Here is a 24488-nt window from a genome sequence, read left to right as displayed (position 1 = left end):
CAGTAATAGGCATCGCTTGGCGACCAACTTTGCTCTTAATAGCCAAATACAGCAAAATATTAGCAGATAGTTTAACTACTTTGTGCATTAACTATCAAATATATTGTCCTAAGCGCAATAATTTGCTAAGATAACCGGCTTTACACGTCAACGCTGTTTAATTATTCCAAACAGTTCTGGCGCTTGCGATGTTCTATCGATATTAGAGGTCTTAATATCAGACATCGACATCATGTTTGGCGAGAGGCTGCTCGTCACCGATGATTGTTAAACCCATTATTGCAATCAACATTCATATTTTTATCTGTCTTTATCAAGGAGATACGCGTGGCTAATACTGCACAAGCTCGTAAACGCGCCCGTCAAAACACCAAACGTCGTCAGAACTCTGCGTCACAACGCTCTATGGTTCGTACTTACTTAAAACGTGTTGATGCGGCAATCGCTGCTAAAGATTATGACGCGGCTACCGAAGCTTACAAAAAAGCGGTACCGGTTCTTGATCGTATGGCTGACAAAGGTATTATTCATAAGAATAAAGCTGCTCGTCGTAAGAGCCGCCTAAACAAAACAATCAAAGGCCTACAAGCTTAAGATTGCTAGCGTTTAGACCGCATCTCGCCTTTATAGCGTGATGACTAAAACCTTGTTACCAGTTCTAATACTGGAGCAAGGTTTTTTTATGCCTGTTGAGAAATTATTCATCATTTGGCAAAAAAAACAATTAAGTCCACTTTACTTCAGGTGGCAATAGCAATTTATTCGGATGAAAACCAGCAGCACGGTAGCCCTCTAATAAAGCGCTAATCGGGCGGATATAAACCTCACCGCGCCAAACAAAATAAGCATTGGCTTGCTCAAAGGGCTTATCATCAAACCACAAAAACACCCCTTCCATCATCTTAGGCCAATCATTCCAATCGATTTCGGTCACATCAAGCATGACCGCTAAAAAAGCAGACAATAAAGTATCGTGACTAACAGCGAGCATTAAATGCCCGTGCTGCGGTTGATGTTGATAAAAAAGCGACAAGATATCGAGACCACCCTGATAGGCATTTTTAGTGCCTTCGAGGTTGCCTTGGAGGAAACGATTGATAAAGTTAAGCACCCCAATCTCTTTAAATACCACGTTGGCAATCTCAGGCTCAGTGACTAGGCTGCCAGGCTCTACTAGCAAAGACTGATGAGCGATATTGCGCTGTAGTCCCGCGCCTTCTTGCATCAGCTGCGCAGTATCAATACAGCGACCAATCGGGCTTGAGATGCTATCGACATCGAGCGAGTATGGCAAATGTCCTGCCAACCAACGCCCCCAAGATTTGGCCAGTACACGGCCTTTTGGTGTCAGTGGCAACTGGTAGCTGGCAAAACCATTACCATCAGAACGCTCGCGCAAGGAGTGTCTGGTAAATAAAATCAGTCGTTTATCTTCGGGCAAAAGGCGGACCGACGAGATCATGCTATCCGGTAAGTGTGACGGTGCTGGGGCACTCGGCGTGTGGCTCGCAAGCTTATCAGCGGATAGTTTTGACGGGGTATCAATAGGATATTTACTCATGCCAGCAAGCGTAGCAGATTTTTTATCAGGAATGAACAAAATATAAATCCAGTTGCAATATAAGCAGTAATAATGATTAGAGTTTAAGACAGATTATTATCATGATTGCAAAATCAAACCTGCTGCTGTTTGCGACATAAGGTTGTTATGAGACACGCTACTCACCCAATATCAATGACCTTATTCCATGCGAATGCTATCTCAGTACTACTGACTTCATTAGGATAAGCACGCGGATTGACGATCACGCGAGTATTACCAATACGATAATCAAATGCCTCATGCGTATGCCCATGCACCCACAGCGTCGGCGCCCAGTCTTCATGCATCCAGCCAGAAAAATCACTAACGAATGCCGCATTACTCGGTAGGCTAGCGTACTTTTCAGACACCGATAAGGCGCTGACACTATGATGACTCATGACAACAGTTGTTTTGCCCAACCCTTTAGAGGTTATTAAGGCTTTTTTTAGCCATTGCCGCTGCTCAGCATGGATTTGCATCGATACCTCAGGAGAGAAAAGATCGTTGCCAGCATAGATTTGCTTATAGTCACGCATAAAACGTCTGGCAGCGGCCATCGTGTCTTCATTGGCCTGATATTGATAATCCGTCCACAATGTACAGCCTAAGATTCGTACCTCGCCGATATCAAAATGTTGGCATTGTAAAACCCGAACGCCTTGCTGCAAGTGGGCATTATAATTGTCCCAAGTGGCAAGCTTCTTATCAAAATGCAACACATCTTCATCAAAGTACTCGTGGTTGCCTGCAATAGTAAGTAGCGGTATTTGTAGACGCGCTGCTTGCTCCTGCAACCATGGCATGCCGTTATCGCTGTTAGCGGTGTCTCCCGCTACTAACAACACATCTGCGTCGGTTTTGGGAATATGTCCCATGGGATGCGATTGACGCGCATAGCTGTCAATATGTAAGTCGCTTAAAATCTGTAATTTCATACTATCCAATATTATTTGATAATACCATTTCTCAAAATTGAGCAGCAAGCAAAACTAGAGGCCGCGTGCTGTCTGTTAATAGACGATGCGAATTTGTAATTGCCTATCATATGTTTAAGGTAGGTATCAGTATAAATTTAACTAGTGTAGCACCTTTTCATCGACCAGCAAAAAGTAAAAAAGACAGCCATTTAGGCCGCCTTTTTTTATTATTCTGTTACCATAAAAAGATCAAATACTTTGAAGTATCGTCTGTAGCTTAGTAGCAGGATCTTTAGCTTGAGTAATCGAGCGCCCTATGACCAGATAATCAGAGCCCTCATTCAATGCTTGTTTCGGGGTACAGATGCGTTTTTGATCATCCGCATTATCATCTAACAAGCGAATACCAGGGGTTACTAGCTTAAAGTCTTGACCGCATAATGCTTTAAGTACTTTTGCCTCCTGTGCTGAACAAACGACACCATCAAGCCCCGCTTGTTTGGTCAACTGTGCTAATCGACTCACTTGCACATCCAGGCCATCAGTAATACCCGTTTGCGTCAATGCTTGATTATCCATAGAGGTCAGTACGGTGACGGCGATTAGCAGGGTATTAAGGTTATTATCCAATAAGCGCTGTTTTGCTAATGACATCGCCTCGAGGCCAGCACTGGCATGGACGTTGACCATCCATACACCAAGCTCAGCGGCAGCCAGTACGGCTTGCGCTGTGGTATTAGGAATATCATGGAATTTTAAGTCTAGAAACACATCAAACTGGCGCTGCTGCAAGTTCTTGACGATATCAGGCCCGCAGCGGGTAAATAACTCTTTGCCTACCTTTAAGCGACATAACGCTGGATCTAATTGATCAGCCAGCGCTAAAGATGCCACCATGGTCATATTATCTAAGGCGACGATGACGGGAGACTTAATTACATTATTCATGGTTTTGCCATATTTATATCAGAGTATTCAAAGCACTATAGGTGCAGCTTAATCATTCATCTCATTCAGCGATTTAATCTCGCCTATGCTTAGCCAAAGTAGAGGCTTCATCTATATTAACCGCTGTGTCTTGTACATGGGTCTCAGTTGTCCCGTAAACTGCAGCTTCTACCGTAGGCGCATTCGCTTGACGATCGATAGCGATATTGGCTTGCGTCAATTGCTCTTGTAGATGTATATTGGCCTTTTGCAAGCGTGAGATTTCCCACTTATTTTGCAGCACACGGAAGATAAGCAACGCTAACAAAATACCAATGATAATACCGAGTATCAAACAAAGTATCAGTAGCAGTCCTAAATTCATCGTCGGTGCTTGTGAGAACAATAAATTGACACCGACCTCAGTATTATTGGCTAATACTAAACCTAGCGAATAAGCAAAGCTTAAGAACAGTAATATCAGCAGTAAGATGCGCATGAGACGTATACCTCGGTTTTGAATAGAGTTCATAGTTTAATGATAGCAGTCTAAAGTGTGTCATTAATAAACACATCTATAGCATAGCTGCTACTGTACTATTTATTGGCTACTTTATCATTGACGGCTTCACGTAGTGCTTTACCAGGCTTAAAATGCGGTATCGCTTTGGCGGGTACCGGTACGCTCTCACCTGTTTTTGGGTTGCGCCCCATACGGGCGCGGCGATGATGGAGACAAAAACTACCAAACCCACGAACCTCTACCCGACCGTCATTGGCTAAAGTATGGGTCATCAAATTTAATATTTCACGTACTGCATCATCTACAACTGTATCAGTTATATTTTCACAATTCGCACTCAAATTACTAATAAATTCGGATTTGTTAATCGCTTGCTGCATTATGACGCTTGCCCTGTTGATTAATGGATAAAATGACTGTCTGTCAAAATCTGTTTTTACGATGGCTTATTTTTTGGCTAACTAATGAGTTAACTCATAAACACTTAAACTTATCGCTGTTACCATAAAGCCGTAATATCGCTTGAATCTTGATTTGACTGGTGTCTTGTTACTCAATGTTGCAAATGATAGCGGATATTGGGATAAATGGAAATAAGAGTTTGCCTGTTTTAGCAAAAACCTCAATCATTCATACTACTTAGGTAAATTTGATCATAAAAAAAAGCGACCGGAGTCGCTTTTTTTTGTTACTACTATATTAATAGCTTGTCGCTTACTGCATTTGTTCTTTAATCAAGTCACCAATGGTTTTTGGCTGTGCATCAGAACCTGGAGCAGCAGTCGTGCTAGTGCTACCAAGATCTTTAATCGCTTGACGCTCTTCAGCTTCGTCTTTCGCTTTGATAGACAAGTTGATGTTGCGTGTTTTACGATCTACACTAATGATTTTCGCTTCAACGTCATCACCAACCGTTAGATGCTTAGTCGCATCTTCAACGCGGTCACGTTGGATCTCAGAGGCACGTAGGTACGCTTCAACTTCGTCAGCAAGCTCGATAGTAGCACCTTTAGCGTCTACTTCTTTTACTTTACCATTAACGATAGCACCGCGGTCATTGTTGACTAGGTATTCGTTGAATGGATCAGAGCTTAACTGCTTCACGCCTAGGCTGATACGATTGGCTTCTGCATCTACAGACAATACCATTGCTTCAACGGTGTCGCCTTTGTTGTAGTTACGGATAGCATCTTCACCAGTTTCGTTCCAAGAGATATCAGATAGATGAACTAAACCATCAATACCACCATCTAGACCGATAAAGATACCGAAGTCAGTGATTGATTTGATCGTACCAGTGATTTTATCACCGCGCTCGTGTTTCTTATCAAACTCATCCCATGGATTGGCTAGAGTCTGTTTGATACCTAGGCTGATACGGCGACGCTCTTCATCGATATCAAGAATCATTACTTCAACTTCATCGCCCACTTGAACTACTTTTGATGGGTGGATGTTTTTGTTGGTATGATCCATCTCTGATACGTGTACTAGACCTTCAATACCTTCAGAAATCTCAGCAAAACAACCATAATCAGTCAAGTTGGTTACACGTGCTTTTACTACACTACCCACTGGGTAAGTGCCGCCAACGTTATCCCAAGGATCAGTACCAAGTTGTTTTAGACCTAGGCTAACGCGATTGCGCTCACGGTCAAACTTCAATACTTTAACTTTTAGGTCTTGACCAACTTCAACGACTTCAGATGGATGCTTGATACGGCGCCACGCCATGTCAGTGATGTGCAATAGACCATCGATACCACCTAGGTCAACGAATGCACCGTAATCAGTAAGGTTCTTAACGATACCTTCGATCTCGATACCTTCTTCAAGCTTGTTCAATAGCTCTTCGCGCTCAGCTGAGTTTTCAGCTTCCATAACTGCACGACGGCTAACCACAACGTTGTTGCGTTTTTGATCAAGTTTGATGACTTTGAATTCTAGCTCTTTGCCTTCAAGATGCGTGGTATCACGGATAGGGCGAACGTCAACCAATGAACCTGGCAAAAACGCGCGTACTGAACCGATATCTACGGTAAAGCCGCCTTTAACTTTGCTAGAAATAATACCTTTAACGATCTCATCGTTGTCAGAGATTTTCTCAAGGAAATTCCAAGTCTCAACGCGTTTGGCTTTTTCACGTGACAGTAAGGTTTGACCCATACCATTATCAACCGCTTCAACCACAACATCGACACTATCGCCAACTTCAACTTCAAGTTCGCCTTCTTCGCTTAAAAACTCTTCACGAGCGACGATACCTTCAGACTTAAGACCAGTATCTACTGTAATCCAATCATTATCGATGGCTACAACAGTACCTGTGATAACCGAGCCACGCTCGATATCCAGACCTGTTTCTTCGATGCTCGCTTCAAATAGTTCAGCAAATGATTCCATTATGTCTACCTTTGTATAGCCGTATCCTGTCCAGCACAGTACGGATCAAATTTATGACTATATAAAACGGAATACTGGTTTTATATCCTATATAGTCATATAAAAAAAACGGTTGTTGTTAATAAGCGTACTATTAATAAACTCAATGTTTACTAAACTCATTAACAACAATTGTCTTATCATAATAAAGCTTCAATGTCGTTCTAGTCATTCCTTACCTGACATACTATAATTTTATACTAAAATCAAAGATATAGGAAACTTTTTAGTGCTTAATATGTTGTTTCTATTAACTATTAAAGCAAATACCCTGATTCTGGCAATGTTTTTTTATCTGTTCATAAACCGCATCAGCATCAAGCGTTGAGCTGTCTAATACTAAAGCGTCTTCTGCGGGCTTTGACGGTGCTGTCGTACGATTTTCATCACGATCATCACGGGCTTTAATCGTCGTTAATATTGCCTCAAAATCTGCCGCTTGACCTGCTTCTGTTAGCTGTGTAACACGGCGCTTGGCACGGGCTGCCGCGCTAGCAGTCAAAAACACTTTAACGTCAGCATTTGGAAATACAACTGTACCCATATCACGACCATCAGCTACCAGTCCTGAGCGGGTTGCCATATCTTGTTGTAGCTTTAGTAAAGCGTGACGAACTGTCGGATAGACAGCCACTTGTGAGGCATAACCACCAATCGTTTCGTTACGCACCTGCTCACCCACTGCCTCACCATTCACGATGATATCGACACGCCCTGACTCATTGTTAGGTACAAAGGCAATCTCTAAACTTTGCGTTAACTGTAATACAGCCGTCTCATCAATCGACTGACTGGCATCGGCAGTAATCAATCCTGCTTCAAATGCCTTTAAACCAACGATACGATATAAAGCGCCTGAATCTAACAGCTGATAATTCAATGCTTGTGCCAGACGCCAAGTTACCGTGCCCTTGCCTGCGCCACTTGGCCCATCAATACAGATAACAGGATAACGCATTGGCTGCGCTTGGCTATTATCATTAGCAGGTGTAGAGACGGTCATAGGATTCACTTATCACTTTATAGTAGGCACTGCGTATATGGCGGCTTTTATACTAAAAACCTCATCAAACAAAAGCGACTTGATGCAACAGTAACTACGCAATATTTACTTAATTATCAACTGCTTGTTAGACTACTAACTTATTAGCAACCAAATAGGGCGATATTATAGCAAAAAAACCACGCTATCACTAGCCACAAGACTGATATCTTGTTGAATGTCTATTTTATTTGTTACTGATGATGGTATGGTCGCTGAGCTTGTTCTTTTTCGCAGCTTGGCGACGCTCACGAAAAAAATGCTTTAACATTTGACTGCTATGCTCGCAGCATAAGCCTTTATGTACTTCGATAATATGATTATAAAAAGATTGTGCAGCTAAGTTCATTTGACTGCCTACCATCCCCGCTCTAGGCTCACTCGCCGCATAGATCAGTCTTTCCACACGCCCATGAATGAGTGCGCCAATACACATCGTACAGGGCTCTAAAGTCACGTATAGCGTTGTCTGTAATGGCAGACGGTAGTTCTCTAAACGCGCGCACGCATCCCTTAGTGCAACAATTTCAGCATGAGCAGTTGCGTCATGGCGCCCAATTGGCTGATTGAACCCTTGGCCAATAATCTGCTGATTGTGAACCAATATAGCGCCTACTGGCACCTCTCCGAGCGCAGCCCCTTGTTTAGCCAGCAGCAGTGCTTCTTGCATCCATTTCACGTCTTCTAGCGACCAAAACGTACTGCTTGCGAATGAAGCGTCTACTTCAATAGTGGCGAGTTGGTTATCTGTTAACGGATGAAGTTGTAAATTTATCATCGAATTATTTGGCATTTATTGTGGTAATTGCCAGTCAATGGGCGTCTGTCCATACTGTACCAAGTAATCATTGGTTTTAGAAAATGGCTTGGAACCAAAAAACCCACCACGATTGGCAGCAAGTGGTGATGGATGCACCGCCGTTAAAATCAGATGTTTTTCTGTATCGATATACTTGCCTTTCTTTTGTGCCTTACTGCCCCACAATATAAACACGGTGTGCTCCGTTTGTTCATTGACCACATCAATCACTGCATCGGTAAACTGCTCCCAGCCTTTGTTTTGATGACTGTTCGGCTCACCTTCTCGCACGGTTAATGAGCTATTTAATAATAAAACCCCTTGCTGCGCCCAATAGGTCAAATCCCCATGTGCAGAATAGCTGGTACCAATGTCATCGGCCATCTCTTTGAGTAAATTATTGAGTGATGGTGGCTTGGGAATCGCTTTGGGCACCGAAAACGATAAGCCCATTGCCTGCCCTGGACGATGATAAGGGTCTTGTCCTAAGATAACGACTTTAACCTTTGATAAAGGGGTTAGGTTAAACGCATTAAACATCAAAGGAGCCGGTGGATAAATGCTCTCATCTGATTGATACGCTTCCTTTAAAAACGCTCGTAGATTGTCCATATTGTCAGAGGTTAATTCCTCTGCTAGGGCCGCTTTCCAATCTGCTGGTAGACGGACATTATCTAAAATTGCCTGCCTTTGCTCTGGGGTTTTCGTCGCTTGCTCGTCGAACAATTCCATGATACATCCTTATTATATTTGTTATGAATAATTACTTCGCAACTACAGTCACAATATCCTAGAAACGCGATGGTATTGCTAATATCAATTTTTTTAATCTCTGTCTGCGCAGGTACAGCAAGCAAGAAAAATGGATATCAGCAGGGCGTGATGGTTCGATATTACTTTTCACTGACTATAGCGTGGTTTAAAGATTGATGGTAACAAAAAATGCTGTGAGGTTTGTTAATAAATTATAGCAATAAAAAAAACGGCTACCACAGAAATATGGTAGCCGTTTTTATAAAGCTAATGTAAAACCGCTTAGCTGGCTAGTGACTCAGAGTCAGGATGCGGCTCATGGGTCTCAACGACCGTCAATATAATACGACTATCGGCTGAGCCCTTATCAGAAGACTTGTTACTATTTTTGTCTAGTTTCACAGTAGCGTCATCTTTCTCATCACCTGCTTCAGGCTCTAGGGTTAGATGGACAACCCCACCGTTAACCAAGTCTCCAAACAAGATCATACTGGCCAATGGCTTTTTGATCTCGTCCTGAATCAAACGCTGCATCGGACGTGCACCCATCAAACGATCATAGCCTTTATTGGCCAAGTAATCACGTACTTCATCATCGATCTCTAGCGTGACTTGCTTATCATCAAGCTGCACTTGTAGCTCAACCAAGAACTTATCGACCACTGAAACCACCACTGAGGTATCTAATGGGTTGAACTGGATGATAGCATCCAAGCGGTTGCGGAACTCTGGGGTAAAGACGCGCTTGAGCGATTCTGTATTATCACGGCTATGATCTTGCTGAGTAAAGCCCATCGAAGAGCGGCTAATACTATCAGCACCGACGTTGGTCGTCATAATAACAATCACCTGCTTAAAGATAGCAACACGACCATTATTATCTGTCAAAGTACCATGATCCATGACTTGCAACAGCAAGTTAAAGACATCAGGATGCGCTTTTTCAATCTCATCAAGCAATAAGACGCAGTGCGGATGCTGATTGATCTTTTCAGTCAATAATCCACCCTGATCAAAACCGACGTAGCCTGGAGGCGCACCTATCAGACGTGAGGCCGTATGGGCTTCCATATACTCTGACATATCGAAGCGCACCAACTCTACGCCTAATAATTTTGCCAACTGACGCGATACTTCTGTTTTACCAACCCCTGTAGGACCGGCGAACATAAACGAACCAATTGGCTTATCTGGTGCTTTTAAACCCGCACGAGACAGTTTAATCGCATCTGCTAACGTCTCGATCGCTTCGTCTTGCCCAAATACTAAATGCTTAAGATCACGATCTAAATGCTCAAGAATACTCTTATCATCGCTTGATACTGACTTGGGCGGAATGCGCGCAAGCTTGGCCACGATAGCTTCAATGTCTGCCACATCGATTTTCATCGGTGGTTTTTTCTTGGCTTTCACCGCTTTTGAATCGTCAGATGATTTAGCACGATCATTGGCTTTTGCCGTATTGGCTTCATCCTGCATCTCGTTATCATCGTCACTGCTCAGGTCGCCATCTAAACCCTCAGTATCGGCATCGATCTGAGCATCAAAGTCCTGCTCTAAATCCGCAATGAAGCTCTCTTCTGCTTCAATGTCGTCGGCATCTGGAATCACACCTAGGCGCTTATACGCACCGGCTTCATCAATGACGTCGATTGCCTTATCAGGTAAAAAGCGCTCGTGAATGTGCTTGGCAGATAACTGTACAGCGGTAACCAACGCTTCATCAGTATATTCAACGTTATGAAACTCTTCATAGCGCGGCTTTAGACCGCGTAAGATATCGATACTGTCATCGACACTTGGCTCTTTAACATCGATCTTTTGGAAACGACGTGACAGCGCATGGTCTTTTTCAAAGACCTGACGATACTCAGTAAAGGTCGTTGAACCAATGCAACGCAGCTCACCGTTAGCAAGTGCTGGCTTGATTAAATTCGACACGTCCATATTGCTACTCATTGAAGAGCCTGCACCAATAATCATGTGAATCTCATCGATAAACAAGATCGCGTTGGGCTTATTCTTTAGGGCATCAAGCAGTGACTTCATACGTTTTTCAAAGTCACCACGATACTTAGTGCCTGCGATGAGCGAGCCGATATCTAAGCTATAAATCACACAGCCATTGAGTGGCTTAGGTGCTTTATCATTGATAATTAACCATGCTAGCCCTTCGGCAATAGAGGTTTTACCAACCCCTGGCTCACCAACCAACAATGGGTTGTTTTTGCGGCGACGGCAAAGTACTTGTGCCGCTCGTTCAATCTCAGAAGCACGGCCAATTAATGGATCCGTTTTGCCTTCTGCGGCACGCTGATTGAGGTTAGTAGCGAACTCAACCAAGGGATCTTTACTGGTCTTTTCAGAAGCACTACGGCGCTCACCAGTCATCGAAGCACGTGGCTCAGATGGCTCGTCTTTGTCCTGACCGTGTGATAGATACTGGGTCAGCTCAAGGCGACTGATGCCTTGTTTTTTAAGCAAATAAACCGCGTAAGTATCGTGCTCAGAAAACATAGATACCAAAATATCTGAGCCTTCGACCAAACGACCGCCACCGATAGACTGCACATGAAAAATGGCGCGTTGTAGAATGCGATCAAAGCTTTGAGTCGGCTGTGGTGATTGCTCCGTTTCTGCGTCTACCGTTGGCGTATGCTTATTGATATAAGCCTCGAGCTCGGTACGCAGCGTAGAAACATTCGCATTACACGCCGTTAATGTATTGGCAGCATGAGTGTTTTCTAACAGTGCCAACAATAAATGTTCAACAGTGAGATACTCATGCGATTTTTGACGCGCAAGTGTCATTGCTAAACGCAAAGAAACTTCAAGATGACGACTTAACATAAGGACTTCCTACGGTTGTACCTATCTTATAAATTGATAGCTTTATGAATGAGTTAGGTAGTAAATCAGGGCGATAGATGGATTGTTCAAGGGCAATGTTAGTATTATTAAGAAACCTGCCTAAATGATGATTGATGCGTATCGCGTATCATTTAGCCGATGTTTCGACCTATCTAGCAATGATTGTGATAATTCATATTCGCTTTTCTTTATCTCAACATGATACTCAATCATAGTCAATCTATTAACGCATACTAAAATGTATCTAAGTACGCTCTATGAGGTGATATTAGAGATAAGAAAGTCAGAAAAAAACCAAAATAACGAATTATATGAATGACAAGTTGGGAATAAAAAAGATTATATAAAAGTGAGGGCGTAAATAATCAGGATATTGAGTAATAGTTGTCTACGCAATAGTCTCAGAAACATAGCGAAATACTAAAAAACTGAGCGTAAAACGTCAATTTACTATACAACGCTATATTTGTTATATAAGGCTATTTAAGATAAAAATCAAGATCAAAACAGAAAGAAGACTGACTACTTAGGAGCGTTCTTAAGATGAGGAGAGATGTTAGAACGAATTTACTGTGAGAGTAATAGTAGAGCTGCCTGATAAAAGGCTTTTAAAAGTGTTACTAATATATAAGCTCAAAAGTGGCAGTATTATATTGCCGATTAAAAAGCATCCAACAAAGTGAAAAGTCACAAGAAAATGAAGCAGTTATGACATCTACTCACCTTGATGCGGTTCTATTTGAGTCAATAGAGGATAGCCTTCGCGATGAGCCAGACTATTTACCTTTTTGGCTTTGGTTTCAGCGATATCTTTAGGATAAATACCCGCAATACCTTTACTACTGTTGTGAATCGTCAACATAACTTCAACAGCAGAATCAACACTGTGGCGAAACTCCGACTGCAAAACGTAAACGACAAACTCCATCGGCGTATAATTATCATTATACATCACGACCGCATACATCGGTGGCTTCGCCACTTCTGGCTCGGCTACGAGCACGTCTGCTTGTGGTGACGTCTCACCCTCTGGCTCATTATCTTGAGCACGGTGTGCAGGTGTATTAGGAAAATGCCAATCGAAAACAGTTGGCCTAGCTTGTAGAGTCATAGGTTTTATCATAATCAAAATATAAGGGTAAGTTTAGAATAAAAAGAGATTATACAGAGAGGCTGTCAGAAATAGCATAAAGTACCATGGTTATAACAAAGTATCGTTGCTATAAGCTAGTGGTTATAAATAGCCATTGTGCTTAACTAACTTTGGTTCATACCACTAAATTTCAAGTACTTATTAGATTTTAAATGCTAATTAAGGCTCAATAGGACTTTCATCTACTTCTGGCAAATCTAAAAGCGATAGCGGCATATTGTCGACCCTATCGCCAAGCTTCCAGTCATAAAGCTGTTCTTTTTGCTGACCACCGGCTCTCAAAGTCAGTTTTGCCTGCAATGGCTTAAAGCCTGATGGCATCATAAAGCGGCCACGAATACGCACAATACCCTTAATCGAATAACTGGCAGGATCTAGCGGCACTTCCACGAAGTCATCATCATCAAGCAATGTCAACGTTGGTGTTAAACGCTTGGCATTACCATCTTCACTGAGCATACCGATGTCAAAACCATACTCAAAAGCATTCTCAGGTAGCGGCTTAATATTAGCACCAATTATCTGTAGTGGCATGCCACCATTATCAGCAATCACCTCAGTATAGAGCTCATTAAGCTGGGCAACTTGTTTGTTTTCAACAGTTAGTGATTTTTGCGTTTCGCGTAACTCTTTCAAGTTTGCCAAACTAATCGCCAGCTCTTGCTTGGCAGTCGCAGCCTCACTGGTGGCTATTTTGTTGCTAATCCGCAAGTCTTTTAGCTCTTTGGTTGCCTCATTGCTATTGATAATTGCTTGCTTGGTCTCGGTTTGCATCGAATGAAAGCCGCGCTGATAGCCAAGCTTATGACCAAATAACAATCCAACAGTAGCGGTCACTAATATGGCCACAACAAAGAGTGCCAGCACCAGTGTCGATGCCCCTTTTTGACCAGCAATGAGATTGTGATGGTTGTCGATAAAGCGGTCACTGCTTTGTAAAGAATGCGGTCTACGCTCCACTTGATATGGAACAGAGTCTTGGCACGATAAACGTGCTGGCTGTGAGCAAAAGCGTAGTACAATCTTAACACGCATTTAGACAGTATCTCTTAACAGTAAGGGCAGGTTATTATAGCGGAATTTATAATCAATACCTAGCACCATCAATATGAATGATTTAACAGTAAAAATACAATGTTGGATAGTAAGATTAAGGGACAATCGGCGCAAAATTCAACCCCTGTGACTCATCAAACCCAAACATCACATTCATATTCTGTACCGCCTGCCCAGCCGCGCCTTTTACTAAATTGTCTTGTACCACAATAACCGTCAATTCAGAACGCTCATTGTCCTGATGTACCGAAATCCGCAGACGGTTGCTGGCTCGCACACTGCGCGTATCAGGATAAATACCTTTTGGCATGACATCAATAAACAACTCTGACGCATAGCATTGTTCAAATGCTTGTTGCCAATCGATGGCAGCGCCTTCTTCGGTCAACTCCATATGGATAGAGCTTAACATGCCACGAATCATTGGCACTAGATGCGGTAAAAAGCGAACACGATGGCTAAACTGACTGTCTAATAACTGCGCCACCCCCTGCTCAATCTCTGGCAGATGACGATGACCTGTAACGCTATAAGCTTTAAAATTGTCCGTTGTTTCCGCATAATTAAGCGCCAGACTCGCCTGACGTCCCGCCCCTGAAACGCCAGACTTCGCATCAATAACAATACGAGCATCGATCAATCGGGTGGCTTGCTGATTTTGCGCGTCAATAATGGGTTTTAAACCCAAAATAGCGGTGGTTGGATAACAGCCAGGATTTCCTACGACCAAAGCGTTTGCAAGTTTATCGCGATTGACTTCAGGTAAGCCATAAACAGCCGTTTTCAGCAGCTCAGGACAGGCATGCGACTGTTTATACCAATGCTCAAACTCCGTCAATGACTGGAGACGAAAATCAGCCGCCAAATCGATGACTCGTACACCTGCTTGAGTCAACGCTTGTGCTTGTTTCATCGCGACACCATGTGGCGTGGCAAAAAACACCACATCACATTTTTGTAAGGTGGCAAGCGTATCATCACCCAAGTCACTAAAGACAATATCCGAGATACCGCGTAAGCTTGGGAATATCTCATCAGCACGTGTACCCGCTTCACTACGTGACGTTAGCAAATCAATAGAAACCTCAGGATGAGCGGATAGTAAGCGAATCAGCTCAATACCTGTATATCCTGTGCCACCGACGATTGCTGCTGAAATCATAAGATATCCCCTTTTACTCAGTAATGTAATTGCTAGCTATCGCTACCACTGGATTTTAAATTTATAAGTCCAATTTATCATAGCATTTAAATATCTCAGTGGCTAAATACCACAATGATTAAATAGCACAGTGATTAAATAGCACAGTGATTAAATAGCACAGTGATTAAATAAAGCAATGGCTAGATTTTGTAATCATGCACGGCATCGATAAACACTTTGGCATTGTCAGGGTTGACCCACTGCGTAATACCATGACCCAAATTCGCCACGTAGCCAGTTTTTTCGCCATTAGCATAAGCGCTATCTAGCATTAACTTTACTTCTGAGCGGATGGTTTCAGGAGAACCGTAAAGGGTTGCTGGATCCAAATTACCTTGAAGCGCTTTGCTACTCTGTAACTTCTTATGCTGTTTGGTCAACTGACGCTGACTCTCAGTCAATGCTTGACGCGCCCGATCAAGCGGCATCGTCCAATCTAGACCTAAGGCATCCGCCTCACTATCCGCTTGGACATCTAGCCATAGTCCGCCGCCCTTGGTAAACAGTACCACTGGTATATCAGGGTGACGCACTTTTAGCTCAGCGACGATGCGCTTATTATAAACATGTGAAAAATCGATAAACTGACGATGACCCAGCGCGCCGCCCCAGCTGTCAAATATCTGCAATACTTGAGCACCAGCAACGACTTGCGCATCTAAATAGTCAATAACAGACGTGGCAAGCTTATCTAATAATTGATGTAAAAAAGCTGGGTTACTATATAAAAAGCCTTTGGTATAACGATAATCTTTTGAGCTGCCGCCTTCAATCATATAGGTCGCTAGTGTCCACGGACTACCAGAAAAACCGAATAAGGGCACTTGCCCATTTAATGCTTTACGAATGCTGGTCACCGCACGCATGACGTAATCCAGAGAATCATTGACATCAAGCACAGGCAGTCTATCTAAATCAGCTTGCGTACGAATAGGGTGTTTAAACTTCGGCCCTTCTCCCGCTTCAAAATACAAACCCAAGCCCATGGCATCAGGAATGGTCAAAATATCACTAAATAGGATAGCTGCGTCCAAATCATAACGACGTAGTGGCTGTAAAGTGACTTCTGTCGCGCGAGCGGTATCGCGGCACAAGCTCATAAAGTCACCTGCTTCAGCACGGGTGGCTTTATATTCTGGTAAATAACGACCAGCTTGGCGCATCATCCACACGGGCGTGGTGTCGATCGTTTCAAAACGAAGGGCACGTAGCAATCTGTCGTTTTTTAAAGGGGCAAACTCATGCTGAAGCGAGTTATTATTGTCTGAAGCACTCATGTACAAATCTCCAAAACAGCACGGTATTCATTGATAAGAATGACAATGAATACCGTGCTGGATAAAATAAGTTGAATATAAAGAATATAGAACGCGTCACACATTAAATAATCAGGTTTTTGTGCAAAGACGCGTTTTAATCAAAATCGCGTTTTAAGCCAAAAACGTCTAGTATCACAAAATAATACTGGTTTTCGAGTTTTTGAGTGCTAATTACTTTTAAATATTAGGGCGTGTTGATAAGCTTTTAGTCGCGGATAAATTTCCAACCTTGATGAGTATAAGTAATGGCATGACCAAAATAGTCTACTGACAAAAGTCATTTGATGCCTTATTTATACTTATAAATAAGGCATCTTTATACCTGTACATAGAGAATCAAGCGCATAGGAAATCGATACTACTACATCGTCAATGCTAGGTTGTCACGATGTACCATGACCACGCGCTCTTCATTATTACCAAGAATTCTATCGAATTGCTCAGTACGCTCACGAGCCACACGGCGCGCGTCACGAGAGGAGAAGTTGACTTGGCCAACGGCGAGACGCTCGCCTGTATCTTGGTGCACAATTTCGACCACATCACCTTCATCAAAATCACCGCGTACTTCTGCTACGCCGACTGGTAGCAAGCTCTTATGATGTTCAACGACGGCTTTTGCGGCACCAGCATCAACAATCAAAGAGCCTGACATACGTAGATGCGCTGCTAGCCATTGTTTACGAGCAATGATTTTATCTTCGTCATTAGTCGTTAGCAACGTACCAACCGCTTCACCAGATACCACACGGGTAATAACGTCATCGATAGCGCCGCTCACAATTACGGTAGGACAACCACCCATGGCGGCAAGGCGACCAGCACGAATCTTGGTTAGCATTCCACCACGTCCGAGTTTGCCACCATCACCTGCAATATCAAACAAGTAATCAGCCATGGCACGCTCTTGACGAATCATTTTGGCATCAGGGTTATCACGCGGATTATCAGTGAACACGCCGTCTTGATCCGTTAAGATAATGTACAAATCAGCATTGACCATCGCTGCTGCCATCGCACCTAACGTATCGTTGTCGCCAAATTTGATCTCATCAATGGTGATGGTGTCGTTTTCATTAATGACCGGTAGCACGTTCCATTCTAATAACTGTGTCAGTGCGCCTGTGGTATTCAGATAACGACTACGGTTGGACAAGTCATCATGGGTTAGTAGTAGCTGAGAGCTTTGAATACCGTGCTGAATCAACGCTGACCACCAGGTTTCAATCAAGCCCATTTGACCAATAGAAGCACAAGCTTGCAGCGCCGCTAATTTTTTGGGACGCTCCTCTAGGTTCATGCGTACCACGCCTTCAGCAACTGCCCCTGACGACACGAGCAGTACTTCCACGCCTTGCTTGTGCAGCTTAGCAATTTGCTTTGCCCATTCGTAAATGGCAGTTCGATCTAGCCCTCGACCGTTATTGGTTAATAACGATGAGCCAATCTTGACAATAACGCGCTGAATATCAAAGTTGCGAGTTTGCTTAATAAACCTTGCTTCTTCGGTCGTGTTTTCTATGTCACCTGCCATATAAACTCCTGTGTCTTATGTCAATTAATTACGGGGATTGATCTAAAAAATTCAAGTATATCAGTTTAAGCACCATCATTTAAGGAACATAAACGACTTCAACGCCATCTTCATCGTCATCATCTAAATCATCATCGTCGTTTAAGTCCAACCCTTCACGTGCCGCTTTTCGAGCCGCACGATAAGCCTCACGTTGGGCTTCAGTATTCAGACGCACTTCTACTTCTAAGCGCTCAAAACGTGTTCTTTGTGCTTCAGCGAAGATGGGATCCTCTATTTCGCGTTCGCGCTCTAGTTCAATCTCATTCATCAAATGATATTTAACAGCATCAGTCCCTTCACCCATTAGGGTTGATGTGCGAAATACATCTCCTGTCCAACCAAGCTCGGCAACAATATGGGTACAGAGCTCATTTAACTCTTCTTCAGGCACCTGATCAATTTTGTTTAATACCAAAATTTGGGGCAAGTTGGATAACTCAGGCGAAAAACGTTCAAGTTCATTCAAGATAACACGAGCATTTTTTACCGGATCGCTGCCATCAATTGGCTTTACATCAACCACATGTAATAGACGGCGCGTACGAGCAACATGCTTTAAAAATCGAATACCAAGTCCTGCACCTTCTGAGGCACCTTCGATCAAACCCGGAATATCCGCCATGACGAACGAGCGATGACGACCAATATCGACCACACCCAGATTTGGAACCAACGTGGTAAACGGGTAATCAGCAACTTTTGGTCTAGCAGCAGAAACCTGACGGATAAAGGTCGATTTACCGGCATTAGGCAAACCAATCAAGCCAACATCAGCCACTACTTTTAGCTCAAACTTAAGAACTTTTAGCTCACCTTCAAAGCCTGAAGTAGCCTTGCGCGGTGCTTGATTGGTCGAGCTTTTGAAGTGAGTATTGCCCAAACCACCATCACCGCCTTTGGCAATTAGCAAGGTCTGACCAATTTCAATCAAATCACCCAATACTTCATCGGTTTCGGTATCGACTATCGTAGTACCAATAGGCACTGGCAAAAATAGATCGTCAGAGCCCTTACCCGAACAGTTTCTACTGTGACCATTCTCAGCTCTCATGGCGTCATAGCGACGCGTATAACGATAGTCAACTAGAGTGTTGGTATTATCTTCTGCAATGGCATAAACATCTCCGCCCTTGCCACCATCGCCACCATCAGGTCCACCACGTGGGACATACTTTTCTCGGCGAAAACTGGCGATTCCGTTACCACCGTCACCTGCTTTTACCGTTACGACGGCTTCATCAATAAATCGCATCTTACGTTCCTTAATTTACCATCCAGTTTATAAACTGGTTACAGCCAACGACTGTATTTTAGGGTATAGCTATGTGTTTGTGTAGTTGTAAAAACTTAGTGCTTGTGAAAGCTTAAATTTTATAAAAAATAGTGCTTGTAAAAAACTGGTTTAAAAATAATTATAACCCTAGTGTGCCAAAATACTTAGCAACAAACATGATACTTAGCAACAAGTATGACAACAACACCCGATAACCAATCGGACTATCGGGTGCTTGAGTATCACATCTAAAAAACATGGCTTCTATACGAAACTTAATGCATTAGCGTATCACTGCTATAGACTTAGAATTTTTACGCTGGAATCTGAGTATAGCTGATGCCGGCCATTTGCGTCGCCAAACGTAATACTTGCGTACTATAGCCCACTTCGTTGTCATACCAGATATAAACGATGGCATGATTGTCTGTGAGAATTGTCGCTTGTGCATCAACGATACCGACGTGCGTATCGCCGACGAAATCAGTCGAGACCGCTTCGGTAGAGTCCGTATAAGCAATCTGTGTTTGCCACTGGCTGCTATTAGAAACTTTACGCATAAACTCATTTAACGCATCAGCACTGGCAGGTGCAGTTTTGAGGTTTAAGTTTAAAATTGCTAAGCTGACATTTGGCGTGGGAACACGAATAGCATTACCGGTTAATTTGCCGCTAAGCTCTGGTAGTGCCTTACCAACTGCTTTTGCCGCACCAGTACTAGTGATAACCATGTTCAACACTGCACTACGGCCACGGCGATCGGCCTTGTGGTAGTTATCGATTAGGTTTTGGTCGTTGGTGAACGAATGAATTGTTTCCACGTGACCATTTTCGATACCATACTCGTCATTCAATACTTTTAGCGTTGGTGTAATCGCGTTGGTCGTACAGCTCGCCGCGCTGACAATCGTATCATCACCGACCGTATCATTATTCACACCATAAACGACGTTTTTAATCTCGCCGCCAGCAGGAGCCGTTAGCAATACTTTTTTAACGCCTTGAGACTGTAGATGCTTACCAAGACCGGCTTCGTCTTTCCAAATGCCCGTGTTATCAATAACCAATGCATCGTTGATACCATAAGCCGTATAATCAATTTCGCTTGGGTCTTTAGCATAAATAACTTGCACAAAGCGACCATTGATAATCAGACCGTTATTTTCATCATCAACCACCACGCCACCAGCGAAGCTACCATGAATCGAATCACGCTCTAGTAATGATGCACGCTTGGCCAAATCACCAGCAGCAGCCGGACGTACGACGATGGCTTTGAGTTGTACGCCTTTCGCGCTTGACGCTTGCGATAACAATAGACGCGTTAAGATACGACCAATACGACCAAAACCGTATAGCACGACATCAGTCGCACCATTGATAGCATTGTTGTCACTGCTAATAGATTGCAGAGCCGCTTGTACATCACTGTCATTAGCAATCAATTGACCGACATCGATACGCGCAGCTTGGATAGCCTTATTGTCTGCTAGCACTTTAACCATCGCTAGCGTATCAGCGATAGCGATGGCTTTTGCATCTTGATCACGCATCGCTACTTTTTGATGTAGTGCCAATATGCGACCGACTGAGGTCGTATCTAGCGTTTCACCGAACAAGGTCACTTGGACATCTTGCTCGTTATAGAGCTTATTCAATAGCCCCATGAGCTCAATCGCTTGTTGCTCTTGGTTGTTATAATTGCTCAAGTGCTCTTGATGTAGGTGGCGTAAGGTATCAGCGTTGCTCACGAGAAACATCCTTATGGTCAGTAATGTATGATCAGTAAAGTATGAAGAAGTATCAAACAGATAGATTGTATTTAGTCTAAGTGACTATTCAAATACGGTGAGGTCAAATACGATGAGGGCAAAACATCCATGCCAATCATTTTTCATTTTCATCAGTGTATTTAGATCGCCTAGATTTTAGCCTAAAACGGCCAATTTTGCCAGTGATAACATATCAGCGCGCACTTATAACCTATTTTGGGGCTATATTGACTTGATTATAAAAATAAAGGCAGCCTATTACGCTGCCTTTGTTAAATTCGAACGCCTTAAACAACGATGCTGTTAAACAACTAAATCGATAAACAACTAGCACACTAAACAATTAGGGTACTAAAGTAACTGTTTGATTGCTTTGTGCGGTCAGTTTAAATTCTTTCAAGTCGTAGCCTTGTTGCTGGGCAATTTGGCGATATTTCGCATAGGTTTCTTGACTGACATTGGGCGAACGTGCTAGTAACCATAAATAGTCTTTGTCTGGCGTACCAACTAGCGCTGTCTGATAATCAGCATCGCGCGCCAATACCCAATAATCGGCACGACCGACTGGTAACCAGCGAATCCATGAAGGCAAGAACGTCACTTTTAACTTGCTACCCGTATCGTCGGCAGGTTTTGCCAATCCCTCAGCGGTAATATCTGAACCGTCTTCAGCTTTACATTTATTGGTGACTACCACTCCGGAGCCGTCTATTTTTTGGGCATAGTTTGCGGTTACATCACTAGCACAGTTGCGCTGAAAGTACATTGGTAACCGACCTATCTCATACCACGTGCCTGCATACTTTTTGAGATCCACACTGTCGACGGTGGTCGGTGTGTTCGCAGACTTATGGATGATGTCGCTGGGCTTCACAGACAAGGTTTGCGTTGTGGTTTTATCAGTCGTCGCCGTGGCAGAAGTTTTACTAGTGGACGCGCTAGTCGCTGGTAACGGCGCAGCATAAGCCGAAAACGCCGCCAACGGTATAATAATCGCTAGGGCAATGCCAGTATGCTTAATAAGCCCATTCATAAATATGCGCTCCGGTATTTCTTTATATGAGGTCGTCGTCAATGATAAATCATCTGTGTTTTGAGGTTTTTCTATTGAAATATTCGCTTGTTCCTCTGACATCAGTACATCTACTTTGTTAGATTCCTGTGCTTGCTTCTTCTGCGCTTTTTTGTAGCCACGGATTTTTTGAGAGCCGCTAGCTTTTTTGAAGCCATTAGCCGTGTCAAAATCCTCTATATCGCTATTTTTTGAATCGTTACTGTTGATATTACCGTTTTCAATCATAGCAAACTCTTTTGCCTGTGTAAGGCTTTTGTCGATGCTTTTGTATCCAAAATAGCTGTCTTGCAAAGACGATGTTTTTGCCAAATGGTTTGAATGTTCGCCGTTATAACTGTCGCTGTCATTACTAGCATTGAGACTTTTATTACCATTGATAGCATGGTTATAGCTTGCATCATTGCTGGCACTATTTACGTGTTGCCCATTATCCTGATAATGGTTCTTTAACTGACTGGTTTGCTGTGATTGAGAACCGGCTGCCTGTGCATCAGACCATGATGACTGAGGTAACTTATTGGCTTTCATAGGGATACCATTAATTAGTGGTGATGGTTAAAAACTTATTCATTATCAAATAAATATTATTTGATTTTCTACACAAAAATATTGTTACTAATAAAGATAATGTGAGAAAAATCAAATATTATTATGAGTAGTGAGAGTCGCTTGACCAGACAATTGGTTTATTAAAAGCCAAAAACGTCATCTATAAAAACAGCTTGAAGACTCTCTAATTTGATAGCCTATCTTAATGGCAGTGCTATGATTAAAACAGTGTCGCAATGTAGGAAAACGCAACGGTTTGTAAGTAATTCTGTATTTAGATTAGAGAATAAACACATAGTTACCGATTGGATAAATATAAGGGAAGCTTATTATTATTAAGAGTTTACTTTGATAAATGGTAGCTACCGTGCTTGACGTGATAGGCCTTGTACAAGCACTTGATGAGCATAGTTAACTTGGTATTTATTAATAAAAACTTGCTAAAAAAACGCCTAAACGAACTGGCGGATACCGGCCACGCTGATACCGCCGTACTGGACAGCTTGCTCAATCATAGCTGGTGACAAGCCACCCAAACCAATGACTGGCATGTCAGCCAACTGTGCCAAAGCTGACCACGCTGCCCAACCTAATGGCGCAGTATCGGGATGCGTTTGGGTCGCTAGTACTGGTGATAAAAACACACCGATCACTGGTGCTTGCTGCTGCTGTAAACGAACACTAGCAAGCTGATTAGCGGCATGGATACTGGCTGCATCGTGACAGCTGATTATTAATGGTCGATCGAGAGGTAACGCCTGCTCACCTACGGAACTGTCTTGCTCATTATCAAACCATTTCATGAGCGCAGTCTGAGAGATTTGATGAGCAACGATCTGATAATCGGCTTGTAATGAATGAAGGCGACGCTCAAAGGGCAGAATCACTTGGATGTCTGGACGCAAAGCCATCAATTGCTTTACGCTATTATCAAAGTCTGAGTCCTTAACTCGAATGTATAGCCAAGCATGGGTCCCTACTTTTTCCTTGTGATAGGTCAACCATTCTGTTGCTGGATTGGGCAGATCATTAAAGTGCGCCAAAGGATAGCTAATCGCTATCTGTGCGGGTAGACGCAACCATTCTAAAATCGTTTTATTGGCAGCAGGCAAATGATACTTCCCTGCCAATAGCGCAGATTTATTGACCCATTTTAGCGCTTGCCCTTCTAAGCCATAGCAAAGATGGCGATGTTGCTCATACTGCCCTGCTGTCAGCTCAATATTATAGACCTGCAAGCTCACTTGCTTATCCCCATAATCATGATGCAGTCGTCCAAGTTTGACGACAGTATTGTCGTGAATATCGATTCCAGTTTCTTCAGCGACTTCGCGTATTAATGCCTGTTTTGCGGTTTCATTCGCCTCTATCTTGCCACCTACAAACTCATAACGGTTGCCCTGATGTTGAGCCGCATCTCGAAATCCGAGCAAATACTGCGTCTGATAATGAATAACAGCGACAGCGACATTTACAATCTTTTGATGGTGGGTTTGTTGAATCATTGCGGCGTTTGCCATAATACTGTCCTCAAATGCTTGTTTTATTTGTTATGACTCGAATGCTTGCTTTGTTTGTTATGAATAGTCACTTGCGATAATAAACTGATATTAAGTTAAGTCATTGATATAAATCATAAAATATTAATCCAA

General features: G+C 42.9%; 20 protein-coding genes. 1 reads left to right on the top strand and 19 read right to left on the bottom strand.

Annotated features, from left to right (window positions below; all coding sequences use genetic code 11):
- The first annotated feature begins 327 nt into the window (after positions 1–327).
- The gene (rpsT, locus tag AAEY80_RS04515; RefSeq protein WP_010200097.1) at positions 328–594 is read left to right on the top strand and encodes a 30S ribosomal protein S20; all 267 of its coding nucleotides are present in this window, start codon (positions 328–330) and stop codon (positions 592–594) included.
- A 130-nt stretch (positions 595–724) separates the two neighbouring features.
- Here rpsT and AAEY80_RS04510 read toward each other — a convergent pair whose 3' ends face one another.
- The 19 genes from AAEY80_RS04510 to AAEY80_RS04420 all read right to left on the bottom strand — a co-directional run bounded on the left by AAEY80_RS04510 (position 725) and on the right by AAEY80_RS04420 (position 24356).
- The gene (locus AAEY80_RS04510) at positions 725–1561 is read right to left on the bottom strand and encodes a histidine phosphatase family protein (protein ID WP_025653001.1); all 837 of its coding nucleotides are present in this window, start codon (positions 1559–1561) and stop codon (positions 725–727) included.
- A 161-nt stretch (positions 1562–1722) separates the two neighbouring features.
- Entirely contained in the window at positions 1723–2520 is a 798-nt protein-coding gene (locus AAEY80_RS04505) for a metallophosphoesterase (protein ID WP_037026311.1), read from the bottom strand.
- A gap of 231 nt (positions 2521–2751) precedes the next feature.
- Positions 2752–3450, bottom strand: a complete 699-nt coding sequence (gene pyrF / locus AAEY80_RS04500) for an orotidine-5'-phosphate decarboxylase (RefSeq protein WP_025653003.1) — start codon at positions 3448–3450, stop codon at positions 2752–2754.
- Between the two features lie 73 nt (positions 3451–3523).
- A complete protein-coding gene (locus AAEY80_RS04495) occupies positions 3524–3928 on the bottom strand; it encodes a lipopolysaccharide assembly protein LapA domain-containing protein (protein ID WP_025653004.1) in 405 nt (134 codons plus the stop codon).
- A gap of 98 nt (positions 3929–4026) precedes the next feature.
- Positions 4027–4332, bottom strand: coding sequence for an integration host factor subunit beta (locus tag AAEY80_RS04490; protein WP_025653005.1), 306 nt, complete (start codon positions 4330–4332; stop codon positions 4027–4029).
- Positions 4333–4666: 334 nt separating this feature from the next.
- Complete coding sequence (rpsA, locus tag AAEY80_RS04485) at positions 4667–6355, bottom strand: 30S ribosomal protein S1 (RefSeq protein WP_025653006.1); 1689 nt, start codon at positions 6353–6355, stop codon at positions 4667–4669.
- 289 nt (positions 6356–6644) lie between these two features.
- Positions 6645–7397 carry a (d)CMP kinase gene (gene cmk, locus AAEY80_RS04480; RefSeq protein ID WP_025653007.1) on the bottom strand — a complete coding sequence of 251 codons (753 nt, stop codon included), beginning with the start codon at positions 7395–7397 and terminating at the stop codon, positions 6645–6647.
- A gap of 226 nt (positions 7398–7623) precedes the next feature.
- On the bottom strand, positions 7624–8214 hold the full coding sequence (gene tadA, locus AAEY80_RS04475) for a tRNA adenosine(34) deaminase TadA (RefSeq protein ID WP_227502405.1): 591 nt from the start codon (positions 8212–8214) through the stop codon (positions 7624–7626).
- Between the two features lie 15 nt (positions 8215–8229).
- A complete protein-coding gene (locus tag AAEY80_RS04470; protein WP_025653009.1) occupies positions 8230–8967 on the bottom strand; it encodes a uracil-DNA glycosylase in 738 nt (245 codons plus the stop codon).
- A gap of 303 nt (positions 8968–9270) precedes the next feature.
- A complete protein-coding gene (gene clpA, locus AAEY80_RS04465) occupies positions 9271–11838 on the bottom strand; it encodes an ATP-dependent Clp protease ATP-binding subunit ClpA (RefSeq protein WP_025653010.1) in 2568 nt (855 codons plus the stop codon).
- 736 nt (positions 11839–12574) lie between these two features.
- Positions 12575–12970, bottom strand: a complete 396-nt coding sequence (locus AAEY80_RS04460) for an ATP-dependent Clp protease adaptor ClpS (RefSeq protein ID WP_201565698.1) — start codon at positions 12968–12970, stop codon at positions 12575–12577.
- 201 nt (positions 12971–13171) lie between these two features.
- Positions 13172–14047: a hypothetical protein gene (locus AAEY80_RS04455; protein ID WP_025650497.1), complete on the bottom strand. Its 876-nt coding sequence runs from the start codon at positions 14045–14047 to the stop codon at positions 13172–13174.
- 115 nt (positions 14048–14162) lie between these two features.
- Positions 14163–15230, bottom strand: a complete 1068-nt coding sequence (gene argC / locus AAEY80_RS04450; protein ID WP_025650498.1) for an N-acetyl-gamma-glutamyl-phosphate reductase — start codon at positions 15228–15230, stop codon at positions 14163–14165.
- A 182-nt stretch (positions 15231–15412) separates the two neighbouring features.
- Positions 15413–16549, bottom strand: a complete 1137-nt coding sequence (gene hemE / locus AAEY80_RS04445; protein ID WP_025650499.1) for a uroporphyrinogen decarboxylase — start codon at positions 16547–16549, stop codon at positions 15413–15415.
- 403 nt (positions 16550–16952) lie between these two features.
- Complete coding sequence (proB, locus tag AAEY80_RS04440; protein WP_025650500.1) at positions 16953–18125, bottom strand: glutamate 5-kinase; 1173 nt, start codon at positions 18123–18125, stop codon at positions 16953–16955.
- 79 nt (positions 18126–18204) lie between these two features.
- Positions 18205–19419, bottom strand: a complete 1215-nt coding sequence (cgtA, locus tag AAEY80_RS04435; RefSeq protein ID WP_201576850.1) for an Obg family GTPase CgtA — start codon at positions 19417–19419, stop codon at positions 18205–18207.
- 335 nt (positions 19420–19754) lie between these two features.
- Positions 19755–21200, bottom strand: a complete 1446-nt coding sequence (locus AAEY80_RS04430) for a glyceraldehyde-3-phosphate dehydrogenase (protein WP_350587941.1) — start codon at positions 21198–21200, stop codon at positions 19755–19757.
- Positions 21201–21555: 355 nt separating this feature from the next.
- Positions 21556–22815, bottom strand: coding sequence for a lipocalin family protein (locus AAEY80_RS04425; RefSeq protein ID WP_350587940.1), 1260 nt, complete (start codon positions 22813–22815; stop codon positions 21556–21558).
- A 473-nt stretch (positions 22816–23288) separates the two neighbouring features.
- Positions 23289–24356, bottom strand: a complete 1068-nt coding sequence (locus AAEY80_RS04420; protein WP_350587939.1) for an NUDIX domain-containing protein — start codon at positions 24354–24356, stop codon at positions 23289–23291.
- Between the last annotated feature and the right edge of the window lie 132 nt (positions 24357–24488).

It is taken from the genome of Psychrobacter sp. 78a-MNA-CIBAN-0178 (genome assembly GCF_040309625.1).
Classification (GTDB): domain Bacteria; phylum Pseudomonadota; class Gammaproteobacteria; order Pseudomonadales; family Moraxellaceae; genus Psychrobacter; species Psychrobacter okhotskensis.
Note: the sequence above shows the minus strand (reverse complement) of the source record. Positions and strands in the feature narration are given on the sequence as shown.